The organism is Bradyrhizobium sp. CCBAU 25360 (assembly GCF_028128695.1).
Classification (GTDB): Bacteria; Pseudomonadota; Alphaproteobacteria; order Rhizobiales; family Xanthobacteraceae; genus Bradyrhizobium; species Bradyrhizobium ottawaense.
Genome location: NZ_LBJA01000039.1, coordinates 112,427 through 139,004 on the forward strand (window position 1 = coordinate 112,427; position 26,578 = coordinate 139,004).

Below are 26,578 nucleotides of genomic sequence, written 5' to 3' on the forward strand. Positions count from 1 at the left end.
GCTCTGCGCGCCCGCCGCGCTTTCCGTGGGCTCGGGGCGCTGCTGGTTAGCGCATTCTTAACGGCGCGGTCCGCCGGCTGCGGATCGCCTGAAACACTTAAACAATCAGTTTCCGCTATTGAACGGGACAGTTGATCGCCCGTTGCTGGGGAATTTGACGCGATGCCATCGCCTGCACCTACGAGGTTCACACTCCAGAAAGCGCTGGGCCGGTTTTGCGGCAACCGCCGCGGTTCCGCGGCCGTCGAGTTCGCCCTGGTCGCGCCGATGTTCTTCGGGCTGCTGTTCGCCATCATCGAAACGGCGCTCATGTTCTTCGCGAGCCAGGTGCTCGAGACCATCTCGCAAAATTCCGCGCGCGCGATTCTGACCGGCCAGGCGCAAGCGCAGGGCGGTTCGGTGGCGGCTTGTCAGACCACGCCCAACGTTGTCATGGCGTGCGACCAGACGACGTTCAAGGCCTATGTGTGCACGCAGATCCCGGCACTGTTTGATTGCAGCAAACTCTACGTCGACGTCGTGAGCACCAGCTCCTTCGGGGCGCTAAGCCTGACGAACTACGGCGATTCCTGCAATTTCAACCCGACCGGCATGCAGTACAGTGCCGGGACCTCCGGCCAGGTGGTCGTGGTGCGGCTGTTCTATCAGTGGCCGCTCATCGTCACCGGCCTCGGTTACAATATCGGGTGCAGCAACAAACGGCTGATGGTGGCGACCACGGCCTTCAAGAACGAACCCTTCTGAGACAGATGGATCCGAGCGGACCGATGCAGGCGATTGCGAATATCTGGCGGAATGGATGTTGTTCCGTGCGCGACTTCGTCGCCGACAAGCGCGCGCTCGCGGCGACCGAATTTGCGGTCATCGTTCCGCTGATGCTGGTGATGTTCTTCGGCACCGTCGAGTTTTCGTCGGCCGTGGCGATAGATCGCAAGGTCACGTTGATCGCGCGGGCTCTGTCCGATTTGGCATCGCAGTCGGTCAAGCTCACCGATGCCGACATGAAGGATACGTTCACGGCGAGCATCTCGGTCATCATGCCCTACGACGCTACCCTGGTGAAGGGCACGGTCTCCCAGATCCAGATCGATGCCAACAGCATCGCCACGATCCAGTGGAGCAGGGCCGGCACCATTGCGAGCGGTGCGACGCAAGCGACGCTGGCGACCTCGGCCCGCAAGCCCGGCGACAAGGTCACCAGCATGATTCCTGCGTCGCTGTTGATTCCGTCGACCTACCTCATACTCAGCGAGGCAAGCTACACTTACACGCCTTCCGTAGGCTATGTGTTGAAGTCGAGCTTACCCTTGAGCGATGTGTCCTACACCCGGCCGCGTCAGGTCGCCTGCGTTCCCTATCCCTACCCAGATAACAACAACCAAACGACGTGCTGACATCGGCGAGCAGGCGCCAAAATGAAAAAGGCCGTGCGTTGCGCACGGCCTTCTTGCTTTCTTTGGCTTGCGCGAGCCGATCGGGCCAAGCGCCCGGCGGACTCAGCCTTCGGAGCGGAGGTTGTCCGCTGCCGACTTGCCGGAACGGCGGTCGGCCACGATCTCGTAGGAAAGCTTCTGGCCTTCACGCAGCGTGCCGAGGCCCGCACGCTCCACAGCGCTGATGTGGACGAACACGTCCTGGCCGCCGTCGTCGGGCTGAATGAAGCCGAAGCCCTTGGTCGCGTTAAACCACTTCACGGTTCCCATGCTCACGGGGATAGTCCCTTCTCAGATAACACAATGTTAGAGCCTGCTTGCGCAGGCCGGTTAGATCGAATTTTGGAAGGGTCGTCAGCGTGTCTGAACCGGCTGTACCGGTGGATGCTAATGTCGTCCGGCCGAAAATCGATAAATTCATTTTATCGGAATTGAGGCCTCAAAACAATCCGGACATGCACGATTTTTTGATCCGCCGCGATGTCCGCGGCGGATCCACATAAAGGTCGGAATCTTACTTCCGCGCTCAAGCGCCTAGCGACGGCGGAACTGGCCGCCGCGCTGGCCCGGGCGAGGCGGTCCACCCACCCCGCTGGGACGCTCGTCCTTGTGGCGGAAAATCAGCCGGCCCTTCTCGAGGTCATAGGGCGACATCTCCACCGTCACGCGGTCGCCGGCCAGCGTCTTGATGCGGTTCTTCTTCATCTTGCCGGCGGTATAGGCGACGATCTCGTGTCCGGCGTCGAGCTGCACGCGGTAGCGTGCGTCGGGGAGGATTTCGGTGACCAGTCCTTCGAACTGGATCAGCTCTTCCTTAGCCATGAATTTCTCCAGGTCGTGGACGGCTAGTGCGAATAGGGTTTGCGGTTCGGTTGGCCGTTCGGCCGACTCTCACGGCGCAAAAAGGCAACGCCTTGTATCCCATCAGCTGCCCCGGCGCTATGCGCGGAACGCTGTTCTGGACGACTGCCTGCAGAAGAATGCGGCTTCCCGCCAGAGCGTGGACGACGAGACCCCTTTGAGCCCTTCGGGCCATTGCCGGGCCGCCCGTCAGCATGTCGCGCTTCGCCGCCATGTCGGCCTTCACCGGGGCGTCCATCGCCGTGCTTGCCGGCGCTATGGTGGCGTCCGTCGGAATGTCGTTCGTCGCTACGGCGCCCGTCACCGTGGCGTCCCTCGCCGTGCCTTGCGCCTTGCGGACGTTGGCCCGGGCGGCCTCCGCGGCCCTGTCGTTGCTGCGGCGCGGGAGGACCCGCATCGCGGCGGCCGGCGTCGGTGCGGAGATCTTCGCGCGGCAATGCCACCTTGATCAGCCGTTCGATGTCACGGAGATAGCTGAGTTCCTCGCCGCCCGCGACCAGCGAGATCGCGGTGCCGTCGGCGCCGGCGCGCGCGGTGCGGCCGATGCGGTGGACGTAGGTTTCCGGCACGTTGGGCAGGTCGAAATTGATGACGTGGCTGATGCCGTCGACGTCGATGCCGCGGGCGGCGATGTCGGTGGCGACCAGGGTGCGGATCTCGCCCGAGCGGAACTGGGCCAGCGTCCGTTCGCGATGGTTCTGCGACTTGTTACCGTGGATGGCGCTGGCGGGGATGCCGGCCTTCTCGAGTGACTTCACCACCTTGTCCGCGCCGTGCTTGGTGCGGGTGAAGACCAGGGCGCGGTTGACCGGCTCGTCCTTCAGAAGCTTGGTCAGGAAGGCGGGCTTGGCGGAGAAATCGACCTGGACGATGCGTTGATTGATGCGCTCGGCGGTCGAGGAGACCGGGGTCACCGCGACGCGGGCGGGGTCCCGCAGCATCGCGTTCGCCAGCTCGGCGATGTCCTTCGGCATGGTGGCCGAGAAGAACAGCGTCTGCCGCTTGATCGGCAGCTTGGAGACGATTTTGCGGATGTCGTTAATGAAGCCCATGTCGAGCATGCGGTCGGCCTCGTCGAGCACGAGGAACTCGACGCTCGACAGTTTCAGCCCGTTGCTCTGCACGAGGTCGAGCAGGCGGCCGGGGGTGGCGACCAGCACTTCGACGCCCTGCATTAGCGAGCGGACCTGACGGCCCATCGGAACGCCGCCGATGGCGAGCGTCGAGGACAGGCGGATGTGACGGCCATAGGCGTTGAAGCTGTCGAGGATCTGGCCGGACAGCTCGCGGGTCGGCGACAACACCAGGACGCGGGTCGTCTTGGGCTGCGGCTTGATACGGTGCTCGAGCAGGCGGTGCAGGATCGGCAGTGCGAAGGACGCGGTCTTGCCGGTACCGGTCTGGGCGATACCGACGACGTCGCGGCCGGTCAGCGCCGTGGGAATGGTCTGGGCCTGGATGGGGGTGGGGGTGACGTAATTCTCTTCTTGAAGAGCGCGCGCGATGGGTTCGGCGAGGCCGAAGTCCTGAAACGAAGTCAAAAGAGGGGTTCTTTCCATGTCAAAAGCGGGCGCCCGGCGCATTCAGCGCGGCGCACGCAAAAGGGTGTCGAGAAGACACCTGCGTGTTTGGGGTGTCGATGGCTTGGGAGATATGGGGCAAGCCAGAGGCCCGTAAGGGCTTAAGAACACGCGGCTCGCAACGACCCCTTGATTCGCAAGAGGTCTCGGCCGCTTATATGGAACATCGAGGGGGCGCTTTCAAGGCAAGCTCGCTCAAAATGGCGATTGCGGTGCAGAAATAGTTATGCCGGAAATTTAGCCAGAACGGGCATTTTGCTCAGAAAATGACCAGCCTGCCGCTTTGGCATACATTTGGATGGCTCAATTTTTAGGCTGTCTCGAGGTCGGGATACTTTGATTTCGGCTAGTTTTGTCAGCAAAACCAATTGGTTGGAAGGTGCCCAGGCCATGGCATGGTTCTTGCGAATCCGTTAATCGCAGGCGGCCGTGGGGCCGTTTCGCAGCGTTTTTCACGTCTGCGTCAGGGAGATGAGACACTCATGTTTAGCAAATCCACTCACGATATAGCGGCGTCATTTAGCCGCCGCGGCGTGCTCGCCGCGACCGCCGGACTGGTGCTCGGTCTGGCTTCATTGACTGGCGCCAAGGCCGCGGATGACACCATCAAGGTCGGCGTGCTGCACTCCCTTTCCGGCACCATGGCCATCAGCGAAACCACGCTGAAGGACACCATCCTTTTCCTGATCGACGAGCAGAACAAGAAGGGCGGCGTTCTCGGCAAGAAGCTCGAGGCCGTCGTCGTCGACCCCGCGTCGAACTGGCCGCTGTTCGCCGAAAAGGCGCGCGAGCTGATCACCAAGGACAAGGTCTCGGTCGTGTTCGGCTGCTGGACCTCGGTGTCGCGCAAGTCGGTGCTGCCCGTCTTCAAGGAGCTGAACAACATCCTGTTCTACCCCGTGCAGTACGAGGGTGAGGAGAGCGAGCGCAACGTGTTCTACACGGGTGCGGCGCCGAACCAGCAGGCGATCCCCGCCGTCGATTACCTGATGAAGGACGAGAAGGTGAAGCGCTGGGTGCTCGCGGGCACCGACTACGTCTATCCGCGCACCACCAACAAGATCCTGGAAGCCTATCTGAAGTCGAAGGGTGTCGCCCAGGAAGACATCATGATCAACTACACGCCGTTCGGTCACTCCGACTGGCAGACGATCGTGGCCGACATCAAAAAGTTCGGCTCGGCCGGCAAGAAGACCGCGGTGGTCTCGACCATCAACGGCGACGCCAACGTTCCCTTCTACAAGGAGCTCGGCAACCAGGGCATCAAGGCGAAGGACATCCCGGTCGTCGCGTTCTCGGTGGGTGAAGAAGAGCTCGCCGGCATCGACACCAAGCCGCTGGTCGGCCATCTTGCCGCCTGGAACTACTTCCAGTCGATCAAGTCGCCGGAGAACGAGAAGTTCATCAAGGCATGGCAGGCCTACACCAAGAACCCGAAGCGCGTGACCAACGATCCGATGGAAGCGCACGTGATCGGCTTCGACATGTGGGTCAAGGCGGTCGAGAAGGTGAAGTCGACTGATCCGGACAAGGTGATCGACGCTCTCCCGGGCATCGAAGCCAAGAACCTGACCGGCGGCGTGTCGAAGATGCTGCCGAACCACCACATCACCAAGCCGGTGTTCATCGGCGAGATCAAGGGCAACGGCCAGTTCGACGTGGTCTGGAAGACCCCGGGTCTCGTCGCGGGCGATGCCTGGTCGAAGGAACTGGACGGCTCCAAGGACCTGGTCGGCGACTGGGTCGGCAAGAAGTGCGGCAACTTCAACACCAAGACCAACAAGTGCCTCGGTTCGGGCTCCTGATCCTGATCTGACACGCCATAGCACGCCCGGAGAAGGCGGCGATCCCGCCGCCTTCTCCACTCATTTCTGCCGGGGTCATTCACAGTGCCAGCCCATTTGTCCGCGCGCCTCTGCTCGCTTGCGCTCTCGTTGTTCCTGATCGCGTTCGCGCTGCCGGCCCTCGCCGGTCCGTTCGAGGATGCGGTCGCCAAATTCGCCAACGATGATTATTCCGATACGGACGAGGCGATCGGCGTGGTCGCAAGCAGCGGCAATCCGCTGGCTTTCCCCATCATCAGTGCGCTTCAGGACGGCCGCCTGATGGCCGACCCTGACAGCAAGAAGGTTTACGTCACCGGTACCGACGGCAAGTCGATCGACGCCGCGACCGGCCAGGCGGTGGCCAGCGTTCCCGACAGCGCGAGCGCAGTTCGCCTCAACAACCGCCTGCGCCGCAGCGTCGACGCAGCTCTCGGCAGCCTGACGCTCCAGTCGCCGGACGTCGGAACACGGCTGCAGGCCGCGCAATCCGTCTTCAAGTCGCATGAGGAGACCGCGCTCGAGCCGGTCGATGCCGCGCTCGCCAAGGAAACCAACAGATCCGTCAAGGCTGCGCTCGGCGACGCCCGCGCGGCCATCCTGCTGTTCAAGCCTGATGCCACCGAGGTCGAGAAGCTGGAGGCGGTGGCCACCCTCAAGGGGCGCGGCGACCAGGAGGCACTGGCCCTGCTCACAGGCATGGGCGACCAGCCGGCGTCGGTGACCAAGGCTGCCGCGAGCGCGATCGGCTCGATCCAGAACTCGCTCGCGGTCTGGTCCATGGTGCAGAACGCCTGGTACGGCCTCTCGCTCGGCTCGGTGCTGCTGCTCGCCGCGATCGGGCTCGCCATCACCTTCGGTGTGATGGGCGTGATCAACATGGCGCATGGCGAGATGGTGATGATCGGGGCCTACACCACCTTCGCGGTGCAGGAGGTGATCCGCACCCGCTATCCCGGCCTGTTCGACTATTCGCTGCTGATCGCGGTGCCGCTGGCCTTTGTCGTCGCCGGCGCGATCGGCGTGCTGATCGAGCGCAGCATCATCCGTTTCCTCTACGGTCGTCCGCTGGAGACGCTGCTCGCGACCTGGGGCCTGTCGCTGGTGCTGCAGCAGGCCGTGCGCACCATGTTCGGCCCGACCAACCGCGAGGTCGGCAATCCCTCCTGGATGAGCGGCGCCTTCGAGCTCGGCCAGATCACCATCACCTATAACCGGCTCTGGATCCTCGTGTTCACGCTCGCCGTGTTCGCGATCCTGCTCGCGATGCTGCGCTACACGGCGCTCGGCCTCGAGATGCGCGCGGTGACGCAGAACCGCCGCATGGCGGCCTCGATGGGCATCGCCACCTCGCGCGTCGACGCGCTGACCTTCGGGCTCGGCTCCGGCATTGCCGGCATCGCCGGCGTGGCGCTGTCGCAGATCGACAATGTCAGCCCCAATCTCGGCCAGAGCTACATCATCGACAGCTTCATGGTCGTTGTGTTCGGCGGCGTCGGCAATCTCTGGGGCACGCTGGTCGGCGCCTTCACGCTCGGCATCGCCAACAAGTTCCTGGAGCCGGTCGCCGGCGCCGTGCTCGGCAAGATCGCCATCCTGGTTCTCATCATCCTGTTCATTCAAAAGCGCCCGCGCGGCCTGTTCGCGCTCAAGGGCCGTGCGGTGGAAGCATGACCCCTCACATGCTGACGCGATCGCTGGACCGCAGCGCGACGATCTTCCTTGCCGTCGTCGCGGCCTGCGGCATCCTCATCCCGCTCTCCAATTTGCTGCTGCCCGCGGGCTCGTTCCTGCAGGTGCCGACCTATCTGGTCGCGCTCTGGGGCAAATATGTCTGCTACGCGATCCTCGCGCTTTCGATCGATTTGATCTGGGGCTATTGCGGCATTCTCTCGCTCGGCCACGGCGCCTTCTTCGCGCTCGGCGGCTACGCCATGGGGATGTATCTGATGCGGCAAATCGGCACCCGCGGCGTCTACGGCAATCCGATCCTGCCCGACTTCATGGTGTTCCTGAACTATTCGAAGCTGCCCTGGACCTGGTACGGCTTCGACATGTTCTGGTTCGCGGCGCTGATGGTGCTGCTCGTGCCCGGCCTGCTCGCCTTCTGCTTCGGGTGGCTCGCGTTCCGCTCCCGCGTCACCGGCGTGTATCTGTCGATCATCACCCAGGCGATGACCTATGCGCTGCTGCTTGCCTTCTTCCGCAACGACTTCGGCTTCGGGGGCAACAACGGCCTGACCGACTTCAAGGACATCCTGGGCTTCAACGTGCAGGCGGAGGGCACCCGCGCCGCGCTGTTTGCGCTGAGCTGTCTGGCACTGATCGCAGGCTTCCTGATCTGCCGCGCGATCGTCTCCTCCAAGCTCGGCAAGGTGCTGATCGCGGTGCGTGATGCGGAGTCGCGCACGCGCTTCCTCGGCTACCGCGTCGAATCCTACAAGCTGTTCGTGTTCACGGTGTCGGCCTGCATGGCCGGCGTCGCCGGCGCGCTCTACGTGCCGCAGGTCGGCATCATCAATCCTAGCGAATTCGCGCCCGGCAATTCGATCGAGGCGGTGATCTGGGTCGCGGTCGGCGGCCGCGGCACGCTGGTCGGCGCCGCGCTCGGGGCCGTCGTCGTCAACTACGCCAAGACGTTTTTCACCTCGGGCGTGCTCGCGCCGTACTGGCTGTTCATGCTGGGCGCATTGTTCATCCTGGTGACGCTGCTGCTGCCGAAGGGCATTGTCGGCACCTTCAACGCCTGGTGGGACCAGTCGAAAGAAAAACGCAACGCCGCGACCACCGTGAGCGCTGCGGCCGAGGACGGCGTCACCGAACCCAAGATGGCGGAGTAGGCGCAAATGAACGTCATGGACAACCGCGCAACCTCCGCGATGCTCTATCTCGACGGCGTGCACGTCTCCTTCGACGGTTTCCACGCCATCAACAATCTGTCGCTGACGCTCGAGCCCGGCGAGATGCGCGCCATCATCGGCCCGAACGGCGCCGGCAAGACCACGATGATGGACATCATCACCGGCAAGACCAAGCCCGACGAGGGTACGGTGCTGTTCGACGGCGTCACCGATCTGACGCGGCTGGACGAGACCCGCATCGCCGAGCTCGGCATCGGCCGCAAGTTCCAGAAACCGACCGTGTTCGAGAGCCAAACCGTGCAGGACAACCTCCTGCTCGCGCTCAATGTCGACCACAGCGTCAAGGGCACGCTGTTCTGGCGCGGCAGCAAGGCCGAGTCCGAGCGCATCGACAAGGTGCTGGAGACGATCCGTCTCACCGAGGCCCGCAACCGCTTCGCCGGCAGCCTCAGCCACGGCCAGAAGCAGTGGCTCGAGATCGGCATGCTGCTGGCGCAGGACCCAAAACTGCTCCTCGTCGACGAGCCCGTCGCGGGGATGACCGACGTCGAGACGCATCTGACTGCCGAGCTGCTGAAAGAGATCAACAAGACCCACACCGTGATGGTGGTCGAGCACGACATGACCTTCGTGCGCGAGCTCGGCGTCAAGGTCACCTGTCTGCACGAAGGCACCGTGCTGGCCGAAGGAACCATCGACCAGGTCTCGTCCAACGAGCGGGTCATCGAAGTCTATCTGGGACGCTGAGCGATGCTTGAGGTCAAGGATATCAATCTGTTCTACGGCGCGGCGCAGGCGCTGCGCGGCGTCTCGATCTCGGCCGAGCCGGGCAAGGTGACCTGCGTGCTCGGGCGCAACGGCGTCGGCAAGACCTCGCTCTTGCGCGCCATGGTCGGGCAATATCCGATTTCGTCGGGCGCGATCGTGCTCGACGGCAGCGACATCACCGGCCTGAAGCCCTATGAGCGGGCGCGCAAGGGCATCGGCTTCGTGCCGCAGGGCCGCGAGATCTTCCCGCTGCTGACGGTCGAGGAGAACCTCAAGACCGGCTTCGGCCCGCTCAAGCGCGAGGACAAGCATATTCCGGACGACGTGTTCTCGCTGTTTCCGGTGCTGCAATCCATGCTCGGCCGGCGCGGTGGCGATCTCTCCGGCGGCCAGCAGCAGCAGCTCGCGATCGGTCGCGCGCTGGTGATGCGGCCGAAATTGCTGCTCCTCGACGAGCCGACCGAGGGCATCCAGCCTTCGATCATCAAGGACATCGGCCGCGCCATCTCCTATTTGCGCAACCTCGGCAACATCGCCATCGTGCTGGTCGAACAATATCTCGACTTTGCCTGCGAACTCGGCGACAGTTTTGCCGTGATGGATCGCGGCGCGGTGAAATTCACCTGCGATCGCGCCAATTTGGACGCGAGCGAGATCAGCCGCCAGATGGCGCTGTAAGAAGTTCTGTCGCGACCGGCTGGGGGAGGCGGATGCGCAGCGACGTTTCGGTCACGTCAGGGGTTTTCGAGGCAAACCGTGCCCGCGGCGCGGTGCGTTTCGACGTCCATGCGCGTGACGGCGTGACGCGGCGCGGCGTCTTGCATGAATCCGGCTCGCTGCGCGTGCGCTTTCCCTCGCCGGAAGGCGAGGGGCTCTCCGGCGTGTTCGTCAACACGGCAGGCGGCGTTGCCGGTGGCGACAGTTTCGATATCAACATCACGGCGGGCCAAGGCTCGCGCCTGACGCTGACGACCGCCGCCGCTGAAAAGGTCTATCGGGCGCCCGGGGCCGCGGCGCAGCTCAGCATTGCCTTGAAGGTCGATGCAGGTGCGCATCTGTCCTGGTTGCCGCAAGAGACCATCCTGTTTGACCGCGCCCGGGTCCACCGCCGTTTCGATATCGAGCTTGATGATGCCGCCTCGCTCCTGCTCTGCGAGATCGTGGTGTTCGGCCGCACTGCCATGGGCGAGCGGATGGAGCAGGGTGAGTTTGTCGACCGCTGGCGGCTACGGCGTGGTGGCAGGCTGGTGTTCGCCGAGACCATCAGGCTCGACGGCAATATCGGCGCAAAACTTGGGCGATCCGCCGTCGCCAAAGGCGGTGCCGCGATCGGCACGGCGCTGATCGTGCCCGGCGACGAGGCCCTGGTCGAGCGCATCCGCGAGGCGTCGGACTCATTCTCCGGCGAGGTTGGAATCTCGGCGTGGAATGGCTTTGCAATGGCCCGGTTCTGTGCCCAAGATGCGGCGCGGTTGCGGGTCGACATGATGACGGTGCTGGCGCGCACTGGAACGGCCCTGCCGCGACTCTGGCTGAACTGATTGGCCGAATTGACGTGTTGAACGGAAGAGATTCTGCATGAACCTGTCTCCCCGCGAAAAGGACAAGCTTCTGATCTCGATGGCGGCCATCGTGGCCCGCCGAAGGCTGGATCGCGGCGTCAAGCTCAACCATCCCGAGGCGATCGCGATCATTTCCGATTTCATCCTCGAAGGCGCGCGCGACGGCCGCACGGTCGCCGAGCTGATGCAATCCGGCGCTGAGGTCCTCACCCGCGACCAGGTGATGCCGGGCATTCCCGAGATGATCCACGACATCCAGGTCGAGGCGACCTTTCCGGACGGGACCAAGCTTGTCACCGTCCACGAGCCGATCAGGTAATTCGAATTCGTCATTCCGGGGCGCCCGCAGGGCGAACCCGGAATCCAGATGTTTTGGTTTCGAGATTCCGGCCTTCTCGCTGCGCGAGCCCCGGAATGACGAGGAGGATAGAATGATCCCCGGCGAACTCTTCATCCAGGACGGCGAGATCGAACTCAATGCCGGCCGCAAGACCGTGACGCTGACGGTGTCCAATACCGGTGATCGGCCGATCCAGGTCGGCTCGCACTACCATTTCTTCGAGACCAACCCGGCGCTGAAATTCGACCGCAAGAAGTCCCGCGGCATGCGCCTCGACATCGCCGCCGGCACCGCCGTCCGCTTCGAGCCCGGCCAGACCCGCGACGTCCAGCTTGTGGCCATGGCGGGCAAGAAGACGATTTACGGTTTTCGTGGCGACGTGATGGGGAAGCTGTGAACCCCACAGGAACGAGCGCGGTGCGGAACGGTTGAGGCGGAAACGGAGGTCTTTGCCATGCTGTCGCCCGTCCGCCTCGTCTCAGAAGCCGCCGAACTCGCTGCGCACCGTCACAATGGCATGGCGCGCAAGGGGCGCGGCAACGAGCCCTACATCAATCATCTCGCCGAGGTCGCGAACCTGCTGGCGACCGCGACCGACGGCGCCGATGCCGAACTGGTCGCGGCCGGCTGGCTGCATGACACCATCGAGGACACCGCCACCACGCGCGAGGAGCTGGCGCAGAAATTCTCGGAGCGTGCTGCCTCCCTCGTCGTCGAATGCACCGACGACATGAGCCTTCCCAAGGCAGAGCGGCGGCGTCTGCAGATTGTCGATGCGCCGAAGAAATCTGCTGGCGCGAAGCTGATCAAGATCGCCGACAAGATCAGCAACATCGGCGCGCGCATTCAGACCGATCCGAGTGCAGAGGAGCGCGACGATCTTGCCGACTACGCCGGCTGGGCCACGAAGGTCGTTGCGGGCTGCCGCGGCGGCAATCCCTGGCTCGATGAGAAATTCGACGACGCCGTGAAAGCAGCGAGGGCCTTGCTGTGAGGCACCAAACATTCAAACGCAAACGGGGCTTGTGATGTCCGTCAAGATAAAACGTTCCGTCTATGCCGACATGTTCGGCCCGACCACCGGCGACAGGGTGCGGCTGGCCGACACCGACCTCATCATCGAGGTCGAGAAGGATTTCACCACCTACGGCGAGGAGGTGAAGTTCGGCGGCGGCAAGGTGATCCGCGACGGCATGGGGCAGTCGCAGGTGACGAACAAGCAGGGCGCGGCCGACACCGTCATCACCAATGCGCTGATCGTCGACCACTGGGGCATCGTCAAGGCCGACGTCGCGATCAAGGACGGCATGATCGCCGGCATCGGCAAGGCCGGCAATCCCGACATCCAGCCTGGCGTCACCATCATCGTCGGTCCCGGCACCGACGTGATCGCCGGCGAAGGAAAAATCCTCACTGCCGGCGGCTTCGACAGTCACATCCATTTCATCTGCCCGCAGCAGATCGAGCACGCGCTGATGTCTGGCGTCACCTCGATGCTGGGCGGCGGCACCGGCCCATCGCACGGTACCTTCGCGACGACCTGCACGCCGGGCCCGTGGCATATGGGGCGGATGATTCAGTCGTTCGACGCCTTCCCGGTCAATCTCGGCATCTCCGGCAAGGGCAACGCATCGCGGCCCGCTGCCCTGGTCGAGATGATCAAGGCCGGCGCCTGCGCGCTGAAGCTGCACGAAGACTGGGGCACGACGCCGGCGGCGATCGACAATTGCCTGTCGGTCGCCGATGCTCACGACATCCAGGTGATGATCCATACCGATACGCTGAACGAATCCGGCTTCGTCGAAGACACGATCAAGGCGTTCAAGGGCCGCACCATCCATGCCTTCCACACCGAGGGCGCCGGCGGCGGTCACGCCCCGGATATCATCAAGGTCGCAGGGCTCAAGAACGTGCTGCCGTCCTCGACCAACCCGACGCGGCCCTTCACGCGCAACACCATCGACGAGCATCTGGACATGCTGATGGTGTGCCACCACCTCGATCCCTCGATCGCGGAGGATCTGGCATTCGCCGAGAGTCGTATCCGCAAGGAGACCATCGCGGCCGAAGACATCCTGCACGATCTCGGCGCGCTCTCGATGATGTCGTCGGACTCGCAGGCCATGGGCCGCCTCGGCGAGGTCATCATCCGGACCTGGCAGACCGCGGACAAGATGAAGAAGCAGCGCGGGTCACTGCCGCAGGACAAGGGCAAGGACAACGACAATTTTCGCGTCAAGCGCTACATCGCCAAATACACCATCAATCCCGCGATCGCGCACGGCGTGTCGAAACTGATCGGCTCGGTCGAGAAGGGCAAGCTCGCCGATCTCGTGCTGTGGTCGCCGGCCTTCTTCGGCGTCAAGCCGGATTGCATCGTCAAGGGCGGCACCATCGTCGCAGCGCCCATGGGGGATCCCAACGCCTCGATCCCGACGCCGCAGCCGGTGCATTACCAGCCGATGTTCGGCGCCTTCGGCAAGGCGCGCACCGCGTCGTCCGTGGTGTTCACCTCGAAGGCAGCGATCACCGGCGGCCTCGCGCGAAAACTCGGCATCGACAAGAAGCTCTATGCCGTGCAGAACACCCGCGGCAAGATCTCGAAAAAGAGCATGATCCACAACGACGCCACGCCCAATATCGAGGTCGATCCGGAGACCTATGAGGTCCGCGCCGACGGCGAATTGCTCACTTGCGCACCCGCCGAGGTGCTGCCCATGGCGCAGCGATATTTCATGTACTGAAAATAGCGCCTCAACGCATGTCCCCGGGATTATGTCCAGAGGGCATGTCCCGGGATGGCTTTTACGGTTTTGCGTTCGATCCTGCCTGGTCTAATGTCCCGCCCGGTATCCAACCTTAGAAGAAAAGCCGGGAGGATTTCTCGTGATCTACGTCGTTGCCACCTTGACCATCAAGCCAGAGACGCGCGCCGAATTCATTGCAGCCGCCACCGCCTGCATCAAGGAGACGCGGAAGGAGCCCGGCAATATCGCCTATGATCTGCATGAAAGCGTCACCGATCCTGCCAAGATGGTGTTCGTCGAGCAGTGGGAGAACGCCGAGGCGCTGGTGCCGCATCGTGGCATGGAGCACATGAAGACGTTCGGGCGCGTGGCGGTCAAGTGCTTCACGGCACCGCCGAAGATCGAAGTGATCACGCCCGAGAAGGTCGAGACAAGGTAACGGGGTAAAAGCGCATGATCCGGGCGACGCAGGTCAGGGGACAGCACCGCTTCACGGAAGCGCCGGCGGATACGGTGGTGCTCGATTTCGACGATCGGCACCGCCGCCGCATGGCGATGACGGGAACGCGGGGGCTCGAATTCCTGCTCGACCTGGAGCAGGCCGTCGCGCTGCGCGGCGGCGATGCGCTGGTGCTGGAGGACGGCCGGCTCGTCGAAGTGGTCGCGGCGCCCGAGCCGCTGCTGGAAATCCGCGGCCGCGATCCGCATCACCTCATTCGCGTCGGCTGGCACCTCGGCAACCGCCATCTGCCGACGCAGATCATGGCCAAGGCCTTGCGCATCCGCCGCGATCACGTCATCGAAGCCATGGTGAAGGGTCTCGGCGCGCGCGTGATCGAGATCGAGGCGCCGTTCGATCCCGAAGGCGGCGCCTATGCCGATGCCGGCCACGCGCATGGCCACGACGATCATGCGCATCATGATCACGGGCATCATCATGACCATGGTCACGATCACCATGGCCATGATCATCACGCGCATGACCACCACCCCCATGATCATGCCGCGCATGATCATGGGCACGATCATCACCATCACCACGACGAGCATTGCGACCATCCCGACCATCACCACGGCCACAAGCATGCTCATGACCACAAGTGAGTCGGTCGGCGCCGGCGACCTCGCCGAGGGCGAGGCGGCGGCGCTGTACCGGCTGATGACCTGGCTGTCGCCGGCATTCCCGGTCGGCGGCTTCTCCTATTCCAGCGGCATCGAATGGGCGGTCGAGGCGGGCGACATCGTCGATACGGCCACGCTGGCCGACTGGCTCGACGCGATGCTCGGCGACGGCTCCGGCTTTTGCGACGCGACGCTTCTGGTGCATGCCTATCGTGCTGCAGAGATGGGCGAGGATGCGACCTTGAGCGACATCGCAGAGCTCGCCGCGGCCATAGTGCCGTCGCGCGAGCGGCAGCTGGAGACGATCTCGCAGGGCCGCGCCTTCATCGACATCGCTCGCGCTGCCTGGGATGCAGACGGCCTTGATGCCATGGTTGCGGCATGCCGCACGCCACTGGTCTATCCCGTCGCGGTCGGCGTGGTTGCAGCTAAGCACGGCGTGGCGCTGGCGCCGACGTTGCACGCGTTCCTGCATGCGCTGGTGTCCAACTGGATTTCGGCCGCCAGTAGGCTCATTCCGCTCGGCCAGACCGACTGCCAGCGCGTGCTGGTGAGGCTGGAAGCCGCCGTTGCCGCCACCGCCAATCGTGCGTTGAACGCAGCATTGGACGATCTTGGCAGCGCGACCTTCCGCGCCGATCTCGCCAGCCTGCGGCACGAGACGCAATATACCCGGCTGTTCCGGTCGTGAGCGGTGCGACCTTTGACCCATCGAGAAAGAGCCAATGACATGTCGAAATCTCACGGCCCCTTGCGTGTCGGCGTCGGCGGTCCCGTCGGATCGGGCAAGACCGCGCTGATGGACCTGCTCTGCAAGACCATGCGCGAGCGCTATGACATTGCCGCGATCACCAACGACATCTACACCAAATGGGATGCCGAGTTCCTGGTGCGTTCGGGATCGCTGACGCCGGACCGCATTGCCGGCGTCGAGACCGGCGGCTGCCCGCACACCGCGATCCGCGAGGATGCCTCGATGAATCTCGCCGCGGTGGCGGACATGCGCGCCAAGTTTCCCGGGCTCGATCTCGTTCTGATCGAGTCCGGCGGTGACAATCTCGCTGCCACTTTTTCCCCGGAGCTGGCCGACCTGACCATCTACGTCATCGACGTGGCCGCCGGCGACAAGATCCCGTCCAAGGGCGGCCCCGGCATCACCCGGTCCGACCTGCTGGTCATCAACAAGATCGACCTCGCCCCCCATGTCGGCGCCTCCCTGGAGAAGATGGACACGGACGCCAGGCGCATGCGCGGCGAGCGCCCCTTCGTCATGACCAATCTGAAGAAGAGCGAGGGCCTTGACCGCATTGTCGGCTTCATCGAGGCCAAAGGCGGCCTGAAACGGGCGGGCTGACAGCGCGCGACGACTTGGCGCATGCTTTTTTCGCCGTTAACCCTGGGGCCGGGCCGCAACCACGGAACAAATTTCGGACACGGCGATTAACTACCTCCGGTGCCCGGGCAATTCATCCCGGCCAGACCATTGGCCGGGCGGATTAAGCTTTCCAGGCGACCCAAGTTGCGTACTGATGCCTCCTCCTTCATTATCTCTGCCACCGGGGTTCACCCTGTTTCGGCACATGGCCGTTCGAGCGGCGTACATATGCTCCTTGTTTATTGCCGACCTCCTGCTTTCGCCTGAGTAGTCGCGTGGTCCGGCTGGGTTTCATCATCGGTTTCATCGCTCTGCTCGGAGCCTTGCTCTCCGGGCTTGCGGCCTATCGCGTCCACGACCAGGAGCTGGCGCTGGATCGTATCGCGCTCGCGCGCGCGATCGACGTTCATGCCAGCCTGGTGCAGGACCGGCTCACTGAGCGCGAACTGCTCGCACGTGTCGCCTCAGGCCTGTTCCGCACACCATCAGTGATCAAGCCGAACATGCTGGAGCCGCTGCGCTCGGCCATTTACGCCTTCAAGACCGATTTCGTGGTGGCCGGCTGGATCGCCCGGCTGAAGCCGAACGAGCTTACGGCGGCGCAGGCTGCCATTGGAGGCGCCGGCTTCCCCAATCCAAAGATCCGCACCTTTGACGACAAGCCGATCAATCCGGCCGAGATCACCCAGCCGATCGACGTGCTGTTGGATCTCGAGCCGCGCAGCGACGAGACCAAGGCTCTGCCTGGCCGTAGTTACGACCAGGATCAGGTTCGCAGCGCCATGTTGACACGGGCCCGGCTCGAGAAGCGGTCGGTGGCCTCGGACCCGATTCCGCTGTTGCGCGGCAACGGGCCGGTCGGGATCATCGTGGCAGCTCCCGTCATCCCCGAGGGTGCGACCGAGCCGGCCGGGTTCGTCACGTTTTCCTACGAACTCGCCTCGCTGATGCTGACCAATGACGACATGTCGTTGTTCTCGGTCGCGCTCAGGGACCCGCGCAAGGAAGGTGGCGAGCTCGTCGCCAACGATCAGGGAATCGTCTCCACCCGCATGACGACGACGGACGGGCCGACGCCATCGGCGACGCGCACGGTGAGCTTCGGCGGCCGTGACTGGCAGCTGGGTTATTACGCGAAGACCAACTCGGCGCGTCGCGCCGAGCAGACCGCGATCATCGTGGCGGCGATCGGCTTTGCGATCACTGCGATGGTGTGCGGCCTGTTTGGCTATGTCGCCTACAACAACTTAAGGCTCAGCCGGGAAATCCAGGTCAGAATCGGCTTCGAGCGCCGGCTGACCGCGGTGATCGACGAGCTCAACCACCGGGTCAAGAATATCCTCGCGGTGATCCAGTCTATCGTGACGCGCACCTTGCGTCACGGCTCGGACATCGACGTCGCCCGCGAGCTCCTGATCGGGCGCATCCACGCCATGTCCAACGTGGTCTCGCTGCTCAGCGAGAGCCAGTGGCAGGGCGTCAAGCTGAAGGGCCTGTTCGAGGCGCGCGCCATCCCGCATGCCGACCGCATTGCCGTCACGGGTCCTGATATCGCGGTCAGCGCGCGCGCGGCGCAGAGCCTCTCGCTGCTGTTCTTCGAACTTGCCTCGCATTCCGACGAGGGCCTGTCGCTGGTCGGAAAGCATCCGCACATCACCGCTAGCTGGACCGTGACGGGCGAGGGGGCGGGCGAGGTCTTCCATTTCCGCTGGGAGGAGCTCAACACCAGCGAGGCGACCCGCCGCCCCGATTCCGATTTCGGCCTGATCCTGCTCGACCGTGTCGCCCCCGAGGCTCTCGGCGGCACCGCCAAGCGCTATTTCACCGACGCCTCCTATGTCTACGAGCTGACCGCGCCGATGGAGACGGTGGTCGACATGACCGAGCGCGACCGCACGGACAAGATCTCCGCACCGGTGAGGTCTGCGCGATAGAAGCCGCCGGCTTAAGCCTCGGACTAACCCCTTGGGCTTAACCCCTTGGGCTTAACTCCTTGGGCTTAGCCCTTGGGCCTCAACACCAGGTCGACCAGATTGCGGGCATAGGCCGGCGTGATTGGCGCGATGCCGAAGACGTAGCGATAGAACAGGCCGCCATAGATCGCGTCGTAAAGATCCTCAGCCGGCCCTTCGGCCAGGATGCTGCCGTCGTTCTGGCCCGCGGCAATCATCTCGACCAGCGCGTCGCGACGGAATTGCAGATAGCGGGCATAGAACAGCTCGGCCGAGCCGGTTTTGGAAATGCATTCGGAGATCACCGCGAGCTGGACCTTGCCGAACTCGCCCTGGAGCGCCTCGGCGTAGGCTGCGGCATGGCGGCGGGCGCGCGCCGCGGGGTTGCCGGAGCCCTCCGGAGGCAGCGGCAGCATCTGCGCGGCATGTTGAAGAAAGGCGTCGATCAAGAGCGCCTCGCGGGACGGCCACCATTTGTAGATCGTCATCTTGGAGACGCTGGAGTGGCGGGCGACCGCGTCGATGGTGGTGGCGGCAAGGCCGGTGGAAGCCATCAGCGCATAGGCGCTTTCGAGAATGGCGTTGCTGGTCTCGATCGACCGAGGCCGGCCGCGCCGGGGCGTGCTCCCGGTCTCTTCCCCCCCGCTTTTCGCCATCGCCACGCCCGGTCTCCTCACGCAGAGCTTCTCCGCATAGCGCAGCCGCCGCTTTCGGCCTAGCAGAATCGCACGGTTCTCTGGCTAGGCCTGCTGCCGCAAGGCCGTGGGGAGATCCTGCCACCTCGACCAGGCGACGTAGTAGGCCACCGCGGTCATCGCGGCGAAGCCGGCGAGGCTCACCACGATCTGCATCGCCACCAGATTGGCGCTGGTGATCAGGATGAGATGGCCCGCAAACGACAGGAACACCCCGACGCAGAACACGGCGAGCCATTCCTCGCCACATCGGATGACCGCCTGCAGCGGCTTCAATTGCAGGCCGGGATGATTGGCCGGAATGAGATGGGTCGCCAGCAAGGCGAGCGCGAGGAAGTGAATCACGCGATAGGGCGCCAGGTTTTCCTTTTCGGTCGGCGCGATGCTGTCGAGGAGCAGGTCCGGCAGGTAAGCCGACACTGCCGGCGAATGGCGCAGCAAGGTGATGGCCATCGCGAATACGAGATAGGTGCCGGCGAGAATCCGCAGCCAGGGCATGTCGCGTAGCGCGCGCCCGGGCGCGCCTGTCACGGCGAACCAGCCCCCGAGCACCATCAGCATCTGCCAGCAGAGCGGATTGAAGGTCCATTCCTGGTCCGGATAGACCCGAAAATTCCAGTCGAACCAGCGTGCGGCAAGATACAGCGCGACCGATGCCGCCAGGGTCAGGTTCGGCCACCGCAACAGACCCCACAGCGCGAACGGAAAAAAGGCCATCAGCGGGATCATCAATTGCAGGAGATCGAGGTTCAGCGGCTCCTCCTGGAGCACGAGGCCGCGGACCAGGATCCGCAGCGGGTGCTCGAGAATGCCCGAGATATTGTATTCGTGGATGATCTCCGGCGCCATCGACTGCGAGGCGACATAGGCGATGGTGTCGATGTAGATCACGAACAGCACGACATAGGCGGCGTAGAGCCGCCAGACGCGGCGGAAGATGCGCGTCGCCGCCACGAGGTAGCCCCGTTCAAGCGCCATCCGGCCGTGGATGATGGCGACGCCATAGCCGACGACGAACACGAACAGGTCAGCCGCGCCGCTGAAGCCGAAATTGCGCAGCGTCAGCAGGTTGACGACGTTGTTTGGGATATGGTCGACGAAAACCGACCAGTTGGCGATACCGAGCGTCAGATACAGCCTGGCGTCGTGATGGAATGCGGCGAGGTTCGCCTTAACGGACGGTTTCATTGATTAAAATAGCTTTGGGAATCAGGGTGGTACTTTTAACGGCAACCGCCTGCCCATCCGAGTAGCGTTTGCGTGATGGCTGGGGGCAGCCGCGCCGTGATGGCGCGAAATTGCGCGGCGTCTTATGGACGAATTCTGTTAGATGCCCTCGGAGGACTTACAACGAAATTTTCTGACCCGCTCGGATCTCTATTCGGCCGGTTCAGCCGACGCCTCGTCGGGAACGCCCGCGCGGCTCGCCATGATGCCGAGGGCGACGCCGCCGATCGCCAGGATCGGCAGCAGCCGCTTGACGCCGATGGCACGGACGATCTGCAGCCCGGTGGCGAGCAGCATGGGATCCGCGAGCATGCTCTGCGCCGCCGACTTCGCGGCGCGCTCGGCCGCGATCTGGGCGCGCTTCTGCACCTCCCGCTTGTAGCCCCAATAAGAACCTGCCGCAGCCAGCGTCAGCAGGAAGAAGATGCCAGCGCCGGCAAGACAGGCCTGCACCGGGCCATATTTCTCCAGCACCGAGATGAAGGCGGCGGCGCAAAGGAAGCACGTCGTCACGAACAGCGCGAAGGCCGCGGCTGCGGCAAGCGAGGTCAGTCGCACCGTCGTGCCGGTGGATGCACTGATCCCATCGATGATGCGCTGAAACATGGCCCTCGCTCCTCAATTCCCCGCAAGCCAAACCGTCACGTGCCGACACCGGCAACGCGCCGGTGCCGACACCTCAACACGCCTCCGCAAATCTTACCGGCGCCAGGCGGCACCGATCAGGAAGCCGATCCCGAGCGCGAGTCCGACGGTCGCAAGCGGCCGCTGTGTGATCGCGTCTTCGAGCGTCTCCTCGATCGAGCCGTAGGCTTCCTGGGCCGCGCCCATCATTGCACTGCCGCGCTCCGACACGTCGTCGAGCGCGGTATCCATGTTTTCGCGCGCCTGGCGATAGCCGCGGCGAGCCTGCTTGCTGGTGGAATTGGCAAAGGTGTTGAGCGCGTCGGTGATCTGGTCGGTGAGGGCGGCGATATCGCTTTTCACGGCTGCTACATCCTTCTCGAGGCGTTCTCTGGTGGCTTTGTCGGTCCAGTCCTTCATCCCGGCTTCGGCATTGGTCGTGGACATCGGGAGCTCCAAACTGTTGACGGCTGAGATAGCCGGAAAACGTTTCGTCGTCGGGGAAGTTCCGTTCGCGGAAACCGGTCAATCCTGCGGCAGCTGCGGCGCATCCGCCGGCAACAGATGCTCCTTCAGGATCAGCGCGACGATCAGGAGCGGCGACGACAGGAAGGCGCCCATCGGCCCCCACAGCCAGGTCCAGAACGCGAGCGCCAGCAGCACGGCGAGCGCGTTCAGCGCCAGCCGCCGCCCGATGATCATGGGCGTGACGAAGTGCCCCTCCAGGAAGGTGAGGCCGCCGAAGGCGAGCGCCGCCATCAGGCCGCCGCTGATGGTCGGGAAGGCGACCAGCCCCACCACGATCAGAACGGCGAACATCGCGATCGGCCCGATGATCGGGATGAAGTTGAGGGTTGCGGCGAGCGCGCCGAGCCCGGCCGGATTGGGCATGCCGGTGAGCGCACAGACGAGGCCGGTGGCGACGCCGACCCCAATATTGATGAGCGTGACGGTCAAGAGGTAGTTGCCGAGATGGACCTCGATCTCGTTGAGGATCCGAAGCGTGCGCAGCCGGGCGTCGCGGTCGCTGAAGGTCATGATCAGCGCCCGACGCAGGTCGCGCCAGCTTGCGATGAACAGGATCAGGGTGACGAAGAACAGCAGGAATTCGGTAAAGGTCGGTGACAGGAATTCCAGCGTCGGCTGCACCCAATCGAATTTCGGCATCTGGAAGTTCGGCAGTCCTTCCGAGCCGCCGACCATGGCCTGCAGCTCGCGCCACAGCGCGAGCGGTCGGTCGAACACGTGCAGCTTGTCCTTCAATTGCGCGCCGAGCTCCGGTAGGCGCGTGCTCCATTCCATCGCGGGGGAGGCGATCAGCGCCACCACGAAGGCCACCACCGTGGTCACCGCGACCACGATCAGGACGGCGCCGAGCCCGCGCGGGACCTTGCTCCGTTCGAGGAAGCTGGCGGCCGGCGACAGCATGGTGCCGGTGACGAAGGCCATCACGACCGGCAGGAAGAACGCCTTGCCGACATAGAGCACGGTGACGATGGCGATCAGCAAGAGGCCGGCAAGCGCGAAGGCAACGAACTCGGTGCGACGGATCACCGGCGGCAGCTCGATATGGCTGTCGGGAAGCGGACTGCCTTCGCTGTTGCCGGGAGTCAGACGTTCACTGGGAAGGACGCGCACAATCTCTCTCCGGCACGGAAGCCTCGATCCGCGCGCCCATTGGCGACCTGACAATGCGCGAGCGGTGCGGCGGTTCCATCGCGGCTTCGTGAACACGCGCTCGCTTGACTGTGACAAGGATGCCGCGCGCAGGGCCGGAACCTGAATCGCCCCCGCGGCGTTTGTTCGCAAGCGCATCACCCTGATGCACGCATCCAACGGGGCAGCACATGACAAAGTTCTCTGCAGTCCGTCGCAGCTTCTCGCCGCGCGTCGTCACCGCCTTCGCCTTCGCGACCGCTCTGCTGGCGGTGCCGTTCGCTGGCGCGAGCGCGCAGACCTACGGCTATGCGCCGATGCAGCCGCAGGCGTATCCGCAGGACCAGGGTTACGCGCAGGGCTATGTGAACGAAGCGCCGCAGCGGCAGGCGGCGGACGAGGATGCCCAGCTGCCCGATCGCCTGCGCAAGCAGATCGTCGGCTTCGACCGCAGCGAGCCGGCCGGCACCATCGTCATCGATACCAACAACACCTATCTCTATTACGTGCTCGGCAATGGTCGTGCGATCCGTTACGGCGTCGGCGTCGGCCGCGAAGGCTTCACCTGGTCCGGCGTGCAGAGCGTCAGCCGCAAGGCGGAATGGCCGGACTGGCATCCGCCGGCCGAGATGATTGCGCGCCAGCCCTATCTGCCGCGCTTCGTCGCCGGCGGTCCCGGCAACCCGCTCGGGGCGCGTGCGATGTATCTCGGCTCCAGCGAATACCGCATCCACGGCACCAACGATCCCTCCACGATCGGCAAGTTCGTCTCCTCCGGCTGCATCCGCATGACCAACGAGGACGTCACCGACCTGTTCGGCCGCGTTAATGTCGGCGCCAAGGTCGTGGTGCTGCCGAAGAACGCGCCGCTGATGGCCAAGGGCGGCGACCCCGCGCGCAAGCGTCCAGCCGTGACGGCGATGCCGTCGGGCCGGCAGGCGCTGAACATCGCGACGTCGGCCGTGAACTAGGAGTAAGAGTGAGTCATATGAGCAGACGCCTGATTGGCAAAGTGGCTGGCGGTACGGCGATCATGGTCGTTGTCTCCGCCGGTCTCGCATTCGCACCGTCGGCGCATGCGGAAGATTTCTTCTCGGCGCTGTTCGGTGCGTTCGGAGCGCGGCCTCCACAGATCCGGACGCCGTTCCCTGGCGATGACATGCCACGCTACGACGCCCCTCGCCAACGCGCGGCCTATGGCGGCGGCACGGCCTATTGCGTGCGCGGCTGCGACGGCCGCTACTTCCCGGCGCAAGGCAATGATGCCGAGAGCAAGGCACAATCCTGCAAGAGCTTCTGCCCGGCTTCCGAGACGTCGCTGGTCTATGGCAGCAATATCGACGACGCCACGGCTGAGAATGGAAAGCCCTATTCCGACCTGCCGAACGCGTTCCGCTACCGCAACGAGATCGTCGCGGGCTGCACCTGCAACGGCAAGGATCCGGCCGGGCTCGCATCGGTCAAGGTCGAGGACGATCCCACGCTGCGCAAGGGCGATATCGTCGCCGGCGCTGACGGCCTGGTGGTCGCCAGCCGCAACGCCAACGACCGCCGCGGCGTCGCGATGAATTTTTCGCCGCTGCCGGCATCGGTGCGCGCCAAATTCCGCCAGGTGCCTGTGGTGGCGAAGGAGTAGGGCGGCGGCTTCACGTGGGCCTAGCGCTACCGCCTCAATCTCCGCTGTCATCCCGGACAGGCGAAGCGCAGATCCGGGATCCATAACCACAGGGAGGCGTTACGGCACGAGCCGATAACCACGAGTCTTCGCCGAACTCCTCCCCGTGGCTATGGATTCCCGCGTTCGCGGGGATGCCACCGAAGGTGTAGAGGCAGTTTGCTATCCAACTTACAACGTTACGCCGCGCGGATCTTGCCGAGGAAGTCGCTGACCTGATGGCCGAGCTGGCGGCTCTGGGTTTCCAGCATCTCGGAGGCCTGCTTGACGTTCTCCGCGGCACCGGCTGCGGTGTCGGCGTCGGCTTTCACGCCGGTGATGTTGTCCGAGACGTTCTTGGTGCCCTGCGCCGCATATTGCGTGCTGCGGGTGATCTCCTGAGTGGCCGCGCCCTGCTCCTGGACGGCGGCGGCGATCGCGGTCGCGACCTCGTTGACTTCGCCGATGATGCCGCCGATCGCCTGGATCGCATTGATGGCATCGCCCGCGACCTTCTGGATGTCGGCGATCTGCTCGGAGATCTCTTCGGTCGCCTTGGCGGTCTGGCTCGCCAACGACTTCACCTCGGAGGCCACGACCGCAAACCCGCGGCCGGCTTCCCCGGCGCGTGCCGCCTCGATCGTGGCGTTCAGGGCCAGCAGGTTGGTCTGTGCCGCGATGGTGTTGATGAGACCGACGACCTCGCCGATGCGCCCCGCCGACTGCGCGAGCCCCTGGACGGTGCTGTCGGTCTCGCGTGCCTGGTTGACGGCGCGGCTGGCGATGCCTGCGGCATGCGCGGCCTGCTGGCTGATGTCGTTGATGGATGCGCTGAGCTCCTCGGCGGCTGCCGCGACGCTCTCGACGCTGGTCGATGCGTCGTTCGAGGCCTTGCCTGCGATCTCGGCGCGTTCATTGGTCTGGCGTGACACCGCGGAGAGGTCGCCCGAGGTCTTGCGCATTTCGCCGGACGCCTCGCTCAGCTCGCCCAGCGACTTGTGCACCACGCCTTCGAACTCGCCGACATAGGCTTCCATCGCGCGCTGTCGCGCGGCGGCACCGGCGTTGCGCTCGCGTTCCTGCTCTTCGATCTTCTGCTTGTCGATGGCCTGCTGCTTGAAGGTCTCCAGTGCGCCGGCGAGCGAGCCGATCTCGTCGCGTCGGTCGAGATAGCCGCTGTCGACGGTGAGGTTGCCGCCGGCGACCCTCAGCATGGCATCGCGAATCCGGTGCAGCGGCGTGATCACGCGGCGGCTGACGGCCAGCATGGCGGCGCCGGTCAGGACGATCGCGGCGACGAGCAGGGCGGTGTTGACGATCAGCAACTGCACTGCGGCCGCCCGCTGCGCGGCGGAGTGATCCTTGGCGGCCTGCAGCGCGGCGTCGGCGAGCCTCACCGCGGTCATCATGCGGGGCACCGAATAGGGACTCCACTGGTTGGCGGTCATCGACGGCTTCTCGCCCTTGGCGACCGTCGTGATGACGCCGTCGCGCGTGGCGGCGTATTGCGGATCGAAATAGGTCGACTTGGTCTCGGTCATCGCCGCCGCCAGCGCCGGCGGCAATGGCATGCCGGATGCGGCGAGCTCGATCGCGGTCCAGGCGGTGTCGGTGCCGCCCACCAATTTGGTGTAGGCGAGCTGCACCTCGGGCGCGATCTTGCCGGCGTTGAGTGCATTGCCGACGATCTGCGAGGACTCGCCGGCCGTGTTGCGGAGCAGCCAGGCCATCTGCTTGATGGACAGGAGCTGGTCGATGGTCGCGTCCTGGTGGTTGACGCTCGCCGCGAGCGCGCCCGAGAGTTTTTCGAGCTGCGCCATCAGCGCGTCCTCGGTCGCGACATATTCCTTGGCGAGGCCTGCGCGGCGCTCGGCCTTGGGCTTGACGACCTCGGTCCAGAACTCGGCCTGTGCGGCCAGCAGCGTCTTGTTCAGCTTGCCGAGATCGGCGAGGAACGCCTCGCGCTGGACGATGTCGGTCGTGGGCAGGAGCTCAAGCGTGAGGGCCAGCGCCGGCATCAGCGCCGCGCGCAGCTCGCGGATGTACTTCTCGATGTCCTTGTCCATCGCGACATCGGAAGTGAGCTGGCGGCTGCTGGTCGAGCGGTCGGCCCGAATGTTGGCCATCGCCTTGAACACTTCGGCCGAGGCGGCCGAAACCGCGACGATCCGGTTGGCCTGTTGAAGACGGCCCCATGAGCTCCATGCGCTGATCGAGAAGCCGATGACGACGATGAATGCGGTGGAGAGGATTACCGCCTTCAACAGCGTGGATACGGTCAAGCGATTGAGCATCGGA

Annotated in this window: 28 protein-coding genes; 19 read left to right on the top strand and 9 right to left on the bottom strand. The window is 64.3% G+C overall.

The features are described 5' to 3' along the window. Window positions 1–162 precede the first annotated feature (162 nt). Together XH81_RS18255 and XH81_RS18260 are read left to right on the top strand one after the other, a co-directional pair. Window positions 163–744, top strand: coding sequence for a TadE/TadG family type IV pilus assembly protein (locus XH81_RS18255; RefSeq protein WP_028142095.1), 582 nt, complete (start codon window positions 163–165; stop codon window positions 742–744). A gap of 23 nt (window positions 745–767) precedes the next feature. Then, a complete protein-coding gene (locus XH81_RS18260; RefSeq protein WP_028142094.1) occupies window positions 768–1,394 on the top strand; it encodes a TadE/TadG family type IV pilus assembly protein in 627 nt (208 codons plus the stop codon). Window positions 1,395–1,496: 102 nt separating this feature from the next. Here the strand turns inward: XH81_RS18260 and XH81_RS18265 are convergent, their stop codons facing one another. The 3 genes from XH81_RS18265 to XH81_RS18275 all read right to left on the bottom strand — a co-directional run bounded on the left by XH81_RS18265 (window position 1,497) and on the right by XH81_RS18275 (window position 3,877). Further along, entirely contained in the window at window positions 1,497–1,709 is a 213-nt protein-coding gene (locus tag XH81_RS18265) for a cold-shock protein (RefSeq protein ID WP_028142093.1), read from the bottom strand. 258 nt (window positions 1,710–1,967) lie between these two features. Next, entirely contained in the window at window positions 1,968–2,255 is a 288-nt protein-coding gene (gene infA, locus XH81_RS18270) for a translation initiation factor IF-1 (protein WP_008131890.1), read from the bottom strand. Between the two features lie 23 nt (window positions 2,256–2,278). Beyond that, window positions 2,279–3,877 (bottom strand): DEAD/DEAH box helicase, encoded by a 1,599-nt coding sequence (locus XH81_RS18275; protein ID WP_038974843.1) that lies wholly within the window; start codon window positions 3,875–3,877, stop codon window positions 2,279–2,281. 479 nt (window positions 3,878–4,356) lie between these two features. On the opposite strand from XH81_RS18275, the gene urtA reads away from it, so the two are divergent. The 15 genes from urtA to XH81_RS18350 all read left to right on the top strand — a co-directional run bounded on the left by urtA (window position 4,357) and on the right by XH81_RS18350 (window position 18,406). Beyond that, window positions 4,357–5,679, top strand: a complete 1,323-nt coding sequence (gene urtA / locus XH81_RS18280) for an urea ABC transporter substrate-binding protein (RefSeq protein ID WP_026202068.1) — start codon at window positions 4,357–4,359, stop codon at window positions 5,677–5,679. 84 nt (window positions 5,680–5,763) lie between these two features. Further along, window positions 5,764–7,371, top strand: coding sequence for an urea ABC transporter permease subunit UrtB (urtB, locus tag XH81_RS18285; RefSeq protein WP_028142091.1), 1,608 nt, complete (start codon window positions 5,764–5,766; stop codon window positions 7,369–7,371). Beyond that, on the top strand, window positions 7,368–8,537 hold the full coding sequence (gene urtC, locus XH81_RS18290) for an urea ABC transporter permease subunit UrtC (RefSeq protein ID WP_028142090.1): 1,170 nt from the start codon (window positions 7,368–7,370) through the stop codon (window positions 8,535–8,537). Before urtB ends, urtC begins: the two co-directional genes overlap by 4 nt. Window positions 8,538–8,543: 6 nt before the next feature. Beyond that, window positions 8,544–9,305 carry an urea ABC transporter ATP-binding protein UrtD gene (urtD, locus tag XH81_RS18295; protein ID WP_028142089.1) on the top strand — a complete coding sequence of 254 codons (762 nt, stop codon included), beginning with the start codon at window positions 8,544–8,546 and terminating at the stop codon, window positions 9,303–9,305. Window positions 9,306–9,308: 3 nt separating this feature from the next. Further along, on the top strand, window positions 9,309–10,004 hold the full coding sequence (gene urtE / locus XH81_RS18300; RefSeq protein ID WP_018318770.1) for an urea ABC transporter ATP-binding subunit UrtE: 696 nt from the start codon (window positions 9,309–9,311) through the stop codon (window positions 10,002–10,004). A 32-nt stretch (window positions 10,005–10,036) separates the two neighbouring features. Continuing rightward, window positions 10,037–10,867: an urease accessory protein UreD gene (locus XH81_RS18305; protein WP_028142088.1), complete on the top strand. Its 831-nt coding sequence runs from the start codon at window positions 10,037–10,039 to the stop codon at window positions 10,865–10,867. 37 nt (window positions 10,868–10,904) lie between these two features. Further along, a complete protein-coding gene (locus XH81_RS18310; protein WP_028142087.1) occupies window positions 10,905–11,207 on the top strand; it encodes an urease subunit gamma in 303 nt (100 codons plus the stop codon). A 112-nt stretch (window positions 11,208–11,319) separates the two neighbouring features. Further along, entirely contained in the window at window positions 11,320–11,625 is a 306-nt protein-coding gene (locus XH81_RS18315; RefSeq protein ID WP_028142086.1) for an urease subunit beta, read from the top strand. A 57-nt stretch (window positions 11,626–11,682) separates the two neighbouring features. Continuing rightward, on the top strand, window positions 11,683–12,222 hold the full coding sequence (locus XH81_RS18320) for an HD domain-containing protein (protein WP_028142085.1): 540 nt from the start codon (window positions 11,683–11,685) through the stop codon (window positions 12,220–12,222). Window positions 12,223–12,256: 34 nt separating this feature from the next. Further along, window positions 12,257–13,972 carry an urease subunit alpha gene (ureC, locus tag XH81_RS18325; RefSeq protein WP_028142084.1) on the top strand — a complete coding sequence of 572 codons (1,716 nt, stop codon included), beginning with the start codon at window positions 12,257–12,259 and terminating at the stop codon, window positions 13,970–13,972. Between the two features lie 142 nt (window positions 13,973–14,114). After that, window positions 14,115–14,414: a putative quinol monooxygenase gene (locus tag XH81_RS18330; protein WP_018318764.1), complete on the top strand. Its 300-nt coding sequence runs from the start codon at window positions 14,115–14,117 to the stop codon at window positions 14,412–14,414. Between the two features lie 14 nt (window positions 14,415–14,428). Next, window positions 14,429–15,079: an urease accessory protein UreE gene (locus XH81_RS18335; RefSeq protein ID WP_028142083.1), complete on the top strand. Its 651-nt coding sequence runs from the start codon at window positions 14,429–14,431 to the stop codon at window positions 15,077–15,079. After that, the gene (locus tag XH81_RS18340) at window positions 15,060–15,788 is read left to right on the top strand and encodes an urease accessory protein UreF (RefSeq protein WP_080670166.1); all 729 of its coding nucleotides are present in this window, start codon (window positions 15,060–15,062) and stop codon (window positions 15,786–15,788) included. The genes XH81_RS18335 and XH81_RS18340 overlap by 20 nt, the downstream gene beginning before the upstream one ends. Window positions 15,789–15,827: 39 nt before the next feature. After that, window positions 15,828–16,451 (top strand): urease accessory protein UreG, encoded by a 624-nt coding sequence (gene ureG, locus XH81_RS18345; RefSeq protein ID WP_008131868.1) that lies wholly within the window; start codon window positions 15,828–15,830, stop codon window positions 16,449–16,451. A 296-nt stretch (window positions 16,452–16,747) separates the two neighbouring features. Then, window positions 16,748–18,406: a CHASE domain-containing protein gene (locus tag XH81_RS18350; protein WP_028142081.1), complete on the top strand. Its 1,659-nt coding sequence runs from the start codon at window positions 16,748–16,750 to the stop codon at window positions 18,404–18,406. A 65-nt stretch (window positions 18,407–18,471) separates the two neighbouring features. Here the strand turns inward: XH81_RS18350 and XH81_RS18355 are convergent, their stop codons facing one another. From XH81_RS18355 to XH81_RS18375, 5 genes are all read right to left on the bottom strand, one after another. Further along, window positions 18,472–19,080 (bottom strand): TetR/AcrR family transcriptional regulator, encoded by a 609-nt coding sequence (locus tag XH81_RS18355; protein WP_038971346.1) that lies wholly within the window; start codon window positions 19,078–19,080, stop codon window positions 18,472–18,474. An 84-nt stretch (window positions 19,081–19,164) separates the two neighbouring features. Beyond that, window positions 19,165–20,307: an OpgC domain-containing protein gene (locus XH81_RS18360; protein WP_028142079.1), complete on the bottom strand. Its 1,143-nt coding sequence runs from the start codon at window positions 20,305–20,307 to the stop codon at window positions 19,165–19,167. Between the two features lie 189 nt (window positions 20,308–20,496). Further along, a complete protein-coding gene (locus tag XH81_RS18365) occupies window positions 20,497–20,952 on the bottom strand; it encodes a hypothetical protein (protein WP_028142078.1) in 456 nt (151 codons plus the stop codon). A 93-nt stretch (window positions 20,953–21,045) separates the two neighbouring features. Then, window positions 21,046–21,417: a DUF883 family protein gene (locus XH81_RS18370; protein WP_028142077.1), complete on the bottom strand. Its 372-nt coding sequence runs from the start codon at window positions 21,415–21,417 to the stop codon at window positions 21,046–21,048. Window positions 21,418–21,495: 78 nt separating this feature from the next. Further along, window positions 21,496–22,608, bottom strand: coding sequence for an AI-2E family transporter (locus tag XH81_RS18375; protein WP_028142076.1), 1,113 nt, complete (start codon window positions 22,606–22,608; stop codon window positions 21,496–21,498). 209 nt (window positions 22,609–22,817) lie between these two features. Between XH81_RS18375 and XH81_RS18380 the strand changes: the two genes are divergently transcribed. Further along, window positions 22,818–23,597 carry a L,D-transpeptidase gene (locus tag XH81_RS18380; RefSeq protein WP_028142075.1) on the top strand — a complete coding sequence of 260 codons (780 nt, stop codon included), beginning with the start codon at window positions 22,818–22,820 and terminating at the stop codon, window positions 23,595–23,597. Window positions 23,598–23,614: 17 nt separating this feature from the next. Beyond that, window positions 23,615–24,262: a DUF2865 domain-containing protein gene (locus XH81_RS18385; protein ID WP_028142074.1), complete on the top strand. Its 648-nt coding sequence runs from the start codon at window positions 23,615–23,617 to the stop codon at window positions 24,260–24,262. Window positions 24,263–24,480: 218 nt separating this feature from the next. Here the strand turns inward: XH81_RS18385 and XH81_RS18390 are convergent, their stop codons facing one another. After that, window positions 24,481–26,574 (bottom strand): methyl-accepting chemotaxis protein, encoded by a 2,094-nt coding sequence (locus tag XH81_RS18390; RefSeq protein ID WP_028142073.1) that lies wholly within the window; start codon window positions 26,572–26,574, stop codon window positions 24,481–24,483. Window positions 26,575–26,578: the final 4 nt, after the last annotated feature.

Excerpts from the sequence above, each read along its gene's own strand:
- XH81_RS18255 (WP_028142095.1), top strand. The coding sequence starts at position 163 with ATGCCATCGCCTGCACCTACGAGGTTCACACTCCAGAAAGCGCTGGGC.
- XH81_RS18260 (WP_028142094.1), top strand. The coding sequence starts at position 768 with ATGCAGGCGATTGCGAATATCTGGCGGAATGGATGTTGTTCCGTGCGC.
- infA (WP_008131890.1), bottom strand. The coding sequence starts at position 2,255 with ATGGCTAAGGAAGAGCTGATCCAGTTCGAAGGACTGGTCACCGAAATC.
- XH81_RS18275 (WP_038974843.1), bottom strand. The coding sequence starts at position 3,877 with ATGCGCCGGGCGCCCGCTTTTGACATGGAAAGAACCCCTCTTTTGACT.
- urtA (WP_026202068.1), top strand. The coding sequence starts at position 4,357 with ATGTTTAGCAAATCCACTCACGATATAGCGGCGTCATTTAGCCGCCGC.
- urtC (WP_028142090.1), top strand. The coding sequence starts at position 7,368 with ATGACCCCTCACATGCTGACGCGATCGCTGGACCGCAGCGCGACGATC.
- urtD (WP_028142089.1), top strand. The coding sequence starts at position 8,544 with ATGAACGTCATGGACAACCGCGCAACCTCCGCGATGCTCTATCTCGAC.
- urtE (WP_018318770.1), top strand. The coding sequence starts at position 9,309 with ATGCTTGAGGTCAAGGATATCAATCTGTTCTACGGCGCGGCGCAGGCG.
- XH81_RS18305 (WP_028142088.1), top strand. The coding sequence starts at position 10,037 with ATGCGCAGCGACGTTTCGGTCACGTCAGGGGTTTTCGAGGCAAACCGT.
- XH81_RS18310 (WP_028142087.1), top strand. The coding sequence starts at position 10,905 with ATGAACCTGTCTCCCCGCGAAAAGGACAAGCTTCTGATCTCGATGGCG.
- XH81_RS18315 (WP_028142086.1), top strand. The coding sequence starts at position 11,320 with ATGATCCCCGGCGAACTCTTCATCCAGGACGGCGAGATCGAACTCAAT.
- XH81_RS18320 (WP_028142085.1), top strand. The coding sequence starts at position 11,683 with ATGCTGTCGCCCGTCCGCCTCGTCTCAGAAGCCGCCGAACTCGCTGCG.
- ureC (WP_028142084.1), top strand. The coding sequence starts at position 12,257 with ATGTCCGTCAAGATAAAACGTTCCGTCTATGCCGACATGTTCGGCCCG.
- XH81_RS18335 (WP_028142083.1), top strand. The coding sequence starts at position 14,429 with ATGATCCGGGCGACGCAGGTCAGGGGACAGCACCGCTTCACGGAAGCG.
- XH81_RS18340 (WP_080670166.1), top strand. The coding sequence starts at position 15,060 with ATGCTCATGACCACAAGTGAGTCGGTCGGCGCCGGCGACCTCGCCGAG.
- ureG (WP_008131868.1), top strand. The coding sequence starts at position 15,828 with ATGTCGAAATCTCACGGCCCCTTGCGTGTCGGCGTCGGCGGTCCCGTC.
- XH81_RS18355 (WP_038971346.1), bottom strand. The coding sequence starts at position 19,080 with ATGGCGAAAAGCGGGGGGGAAGAGACCGGGAGCACGCCCCGGCGCGGC.
- XH81_RS18360 (WP_028142079.1), bottom strand. The coding sequence starts at position 20,307 with ATGAAACCGTCCGTTAAGGCGAACCTCGCCGCATTCCATCACGACGCC.
- XH81_RS18365 (WP_028142078.1), bottom strand. The coding sequence starts at position 20,952 with ATGTTTCAGCGCATCATCGATGGGATCAGTGCATCCACCGGCACGACG.
- XH81_RS18370 (WP_028142077.1), bottom strand. The coding sequence starts at position 21,417 with ATGTCCACGACCAATGCCGAAGCCGGGATGAAGGACTGGACCGACAAA.
- XH81_RS18380 (WP_028142075.1), top strand. The coding sequence starts at position 22,818 with ATGACAAAGTTCTCTGCAGTCCGTCGCAGCTTCTCGCCGCGCGTCGTC.
- XH81_RS18385 (WP_028142074.1), top strand. The coding sequence starts at position 23,615 with ATGAGCAGACGCCTGATTGGCAAAGTGGCTGGCGGTACGGCGATCATG.
- XH81_RS18390 (WP_028142073.1), bottom strand. The coding sequence starts at position 26,574 with ATGCTCAATCGCTTGACCGTATCCACGCTGTTGAAGGCGGTAATCCTC.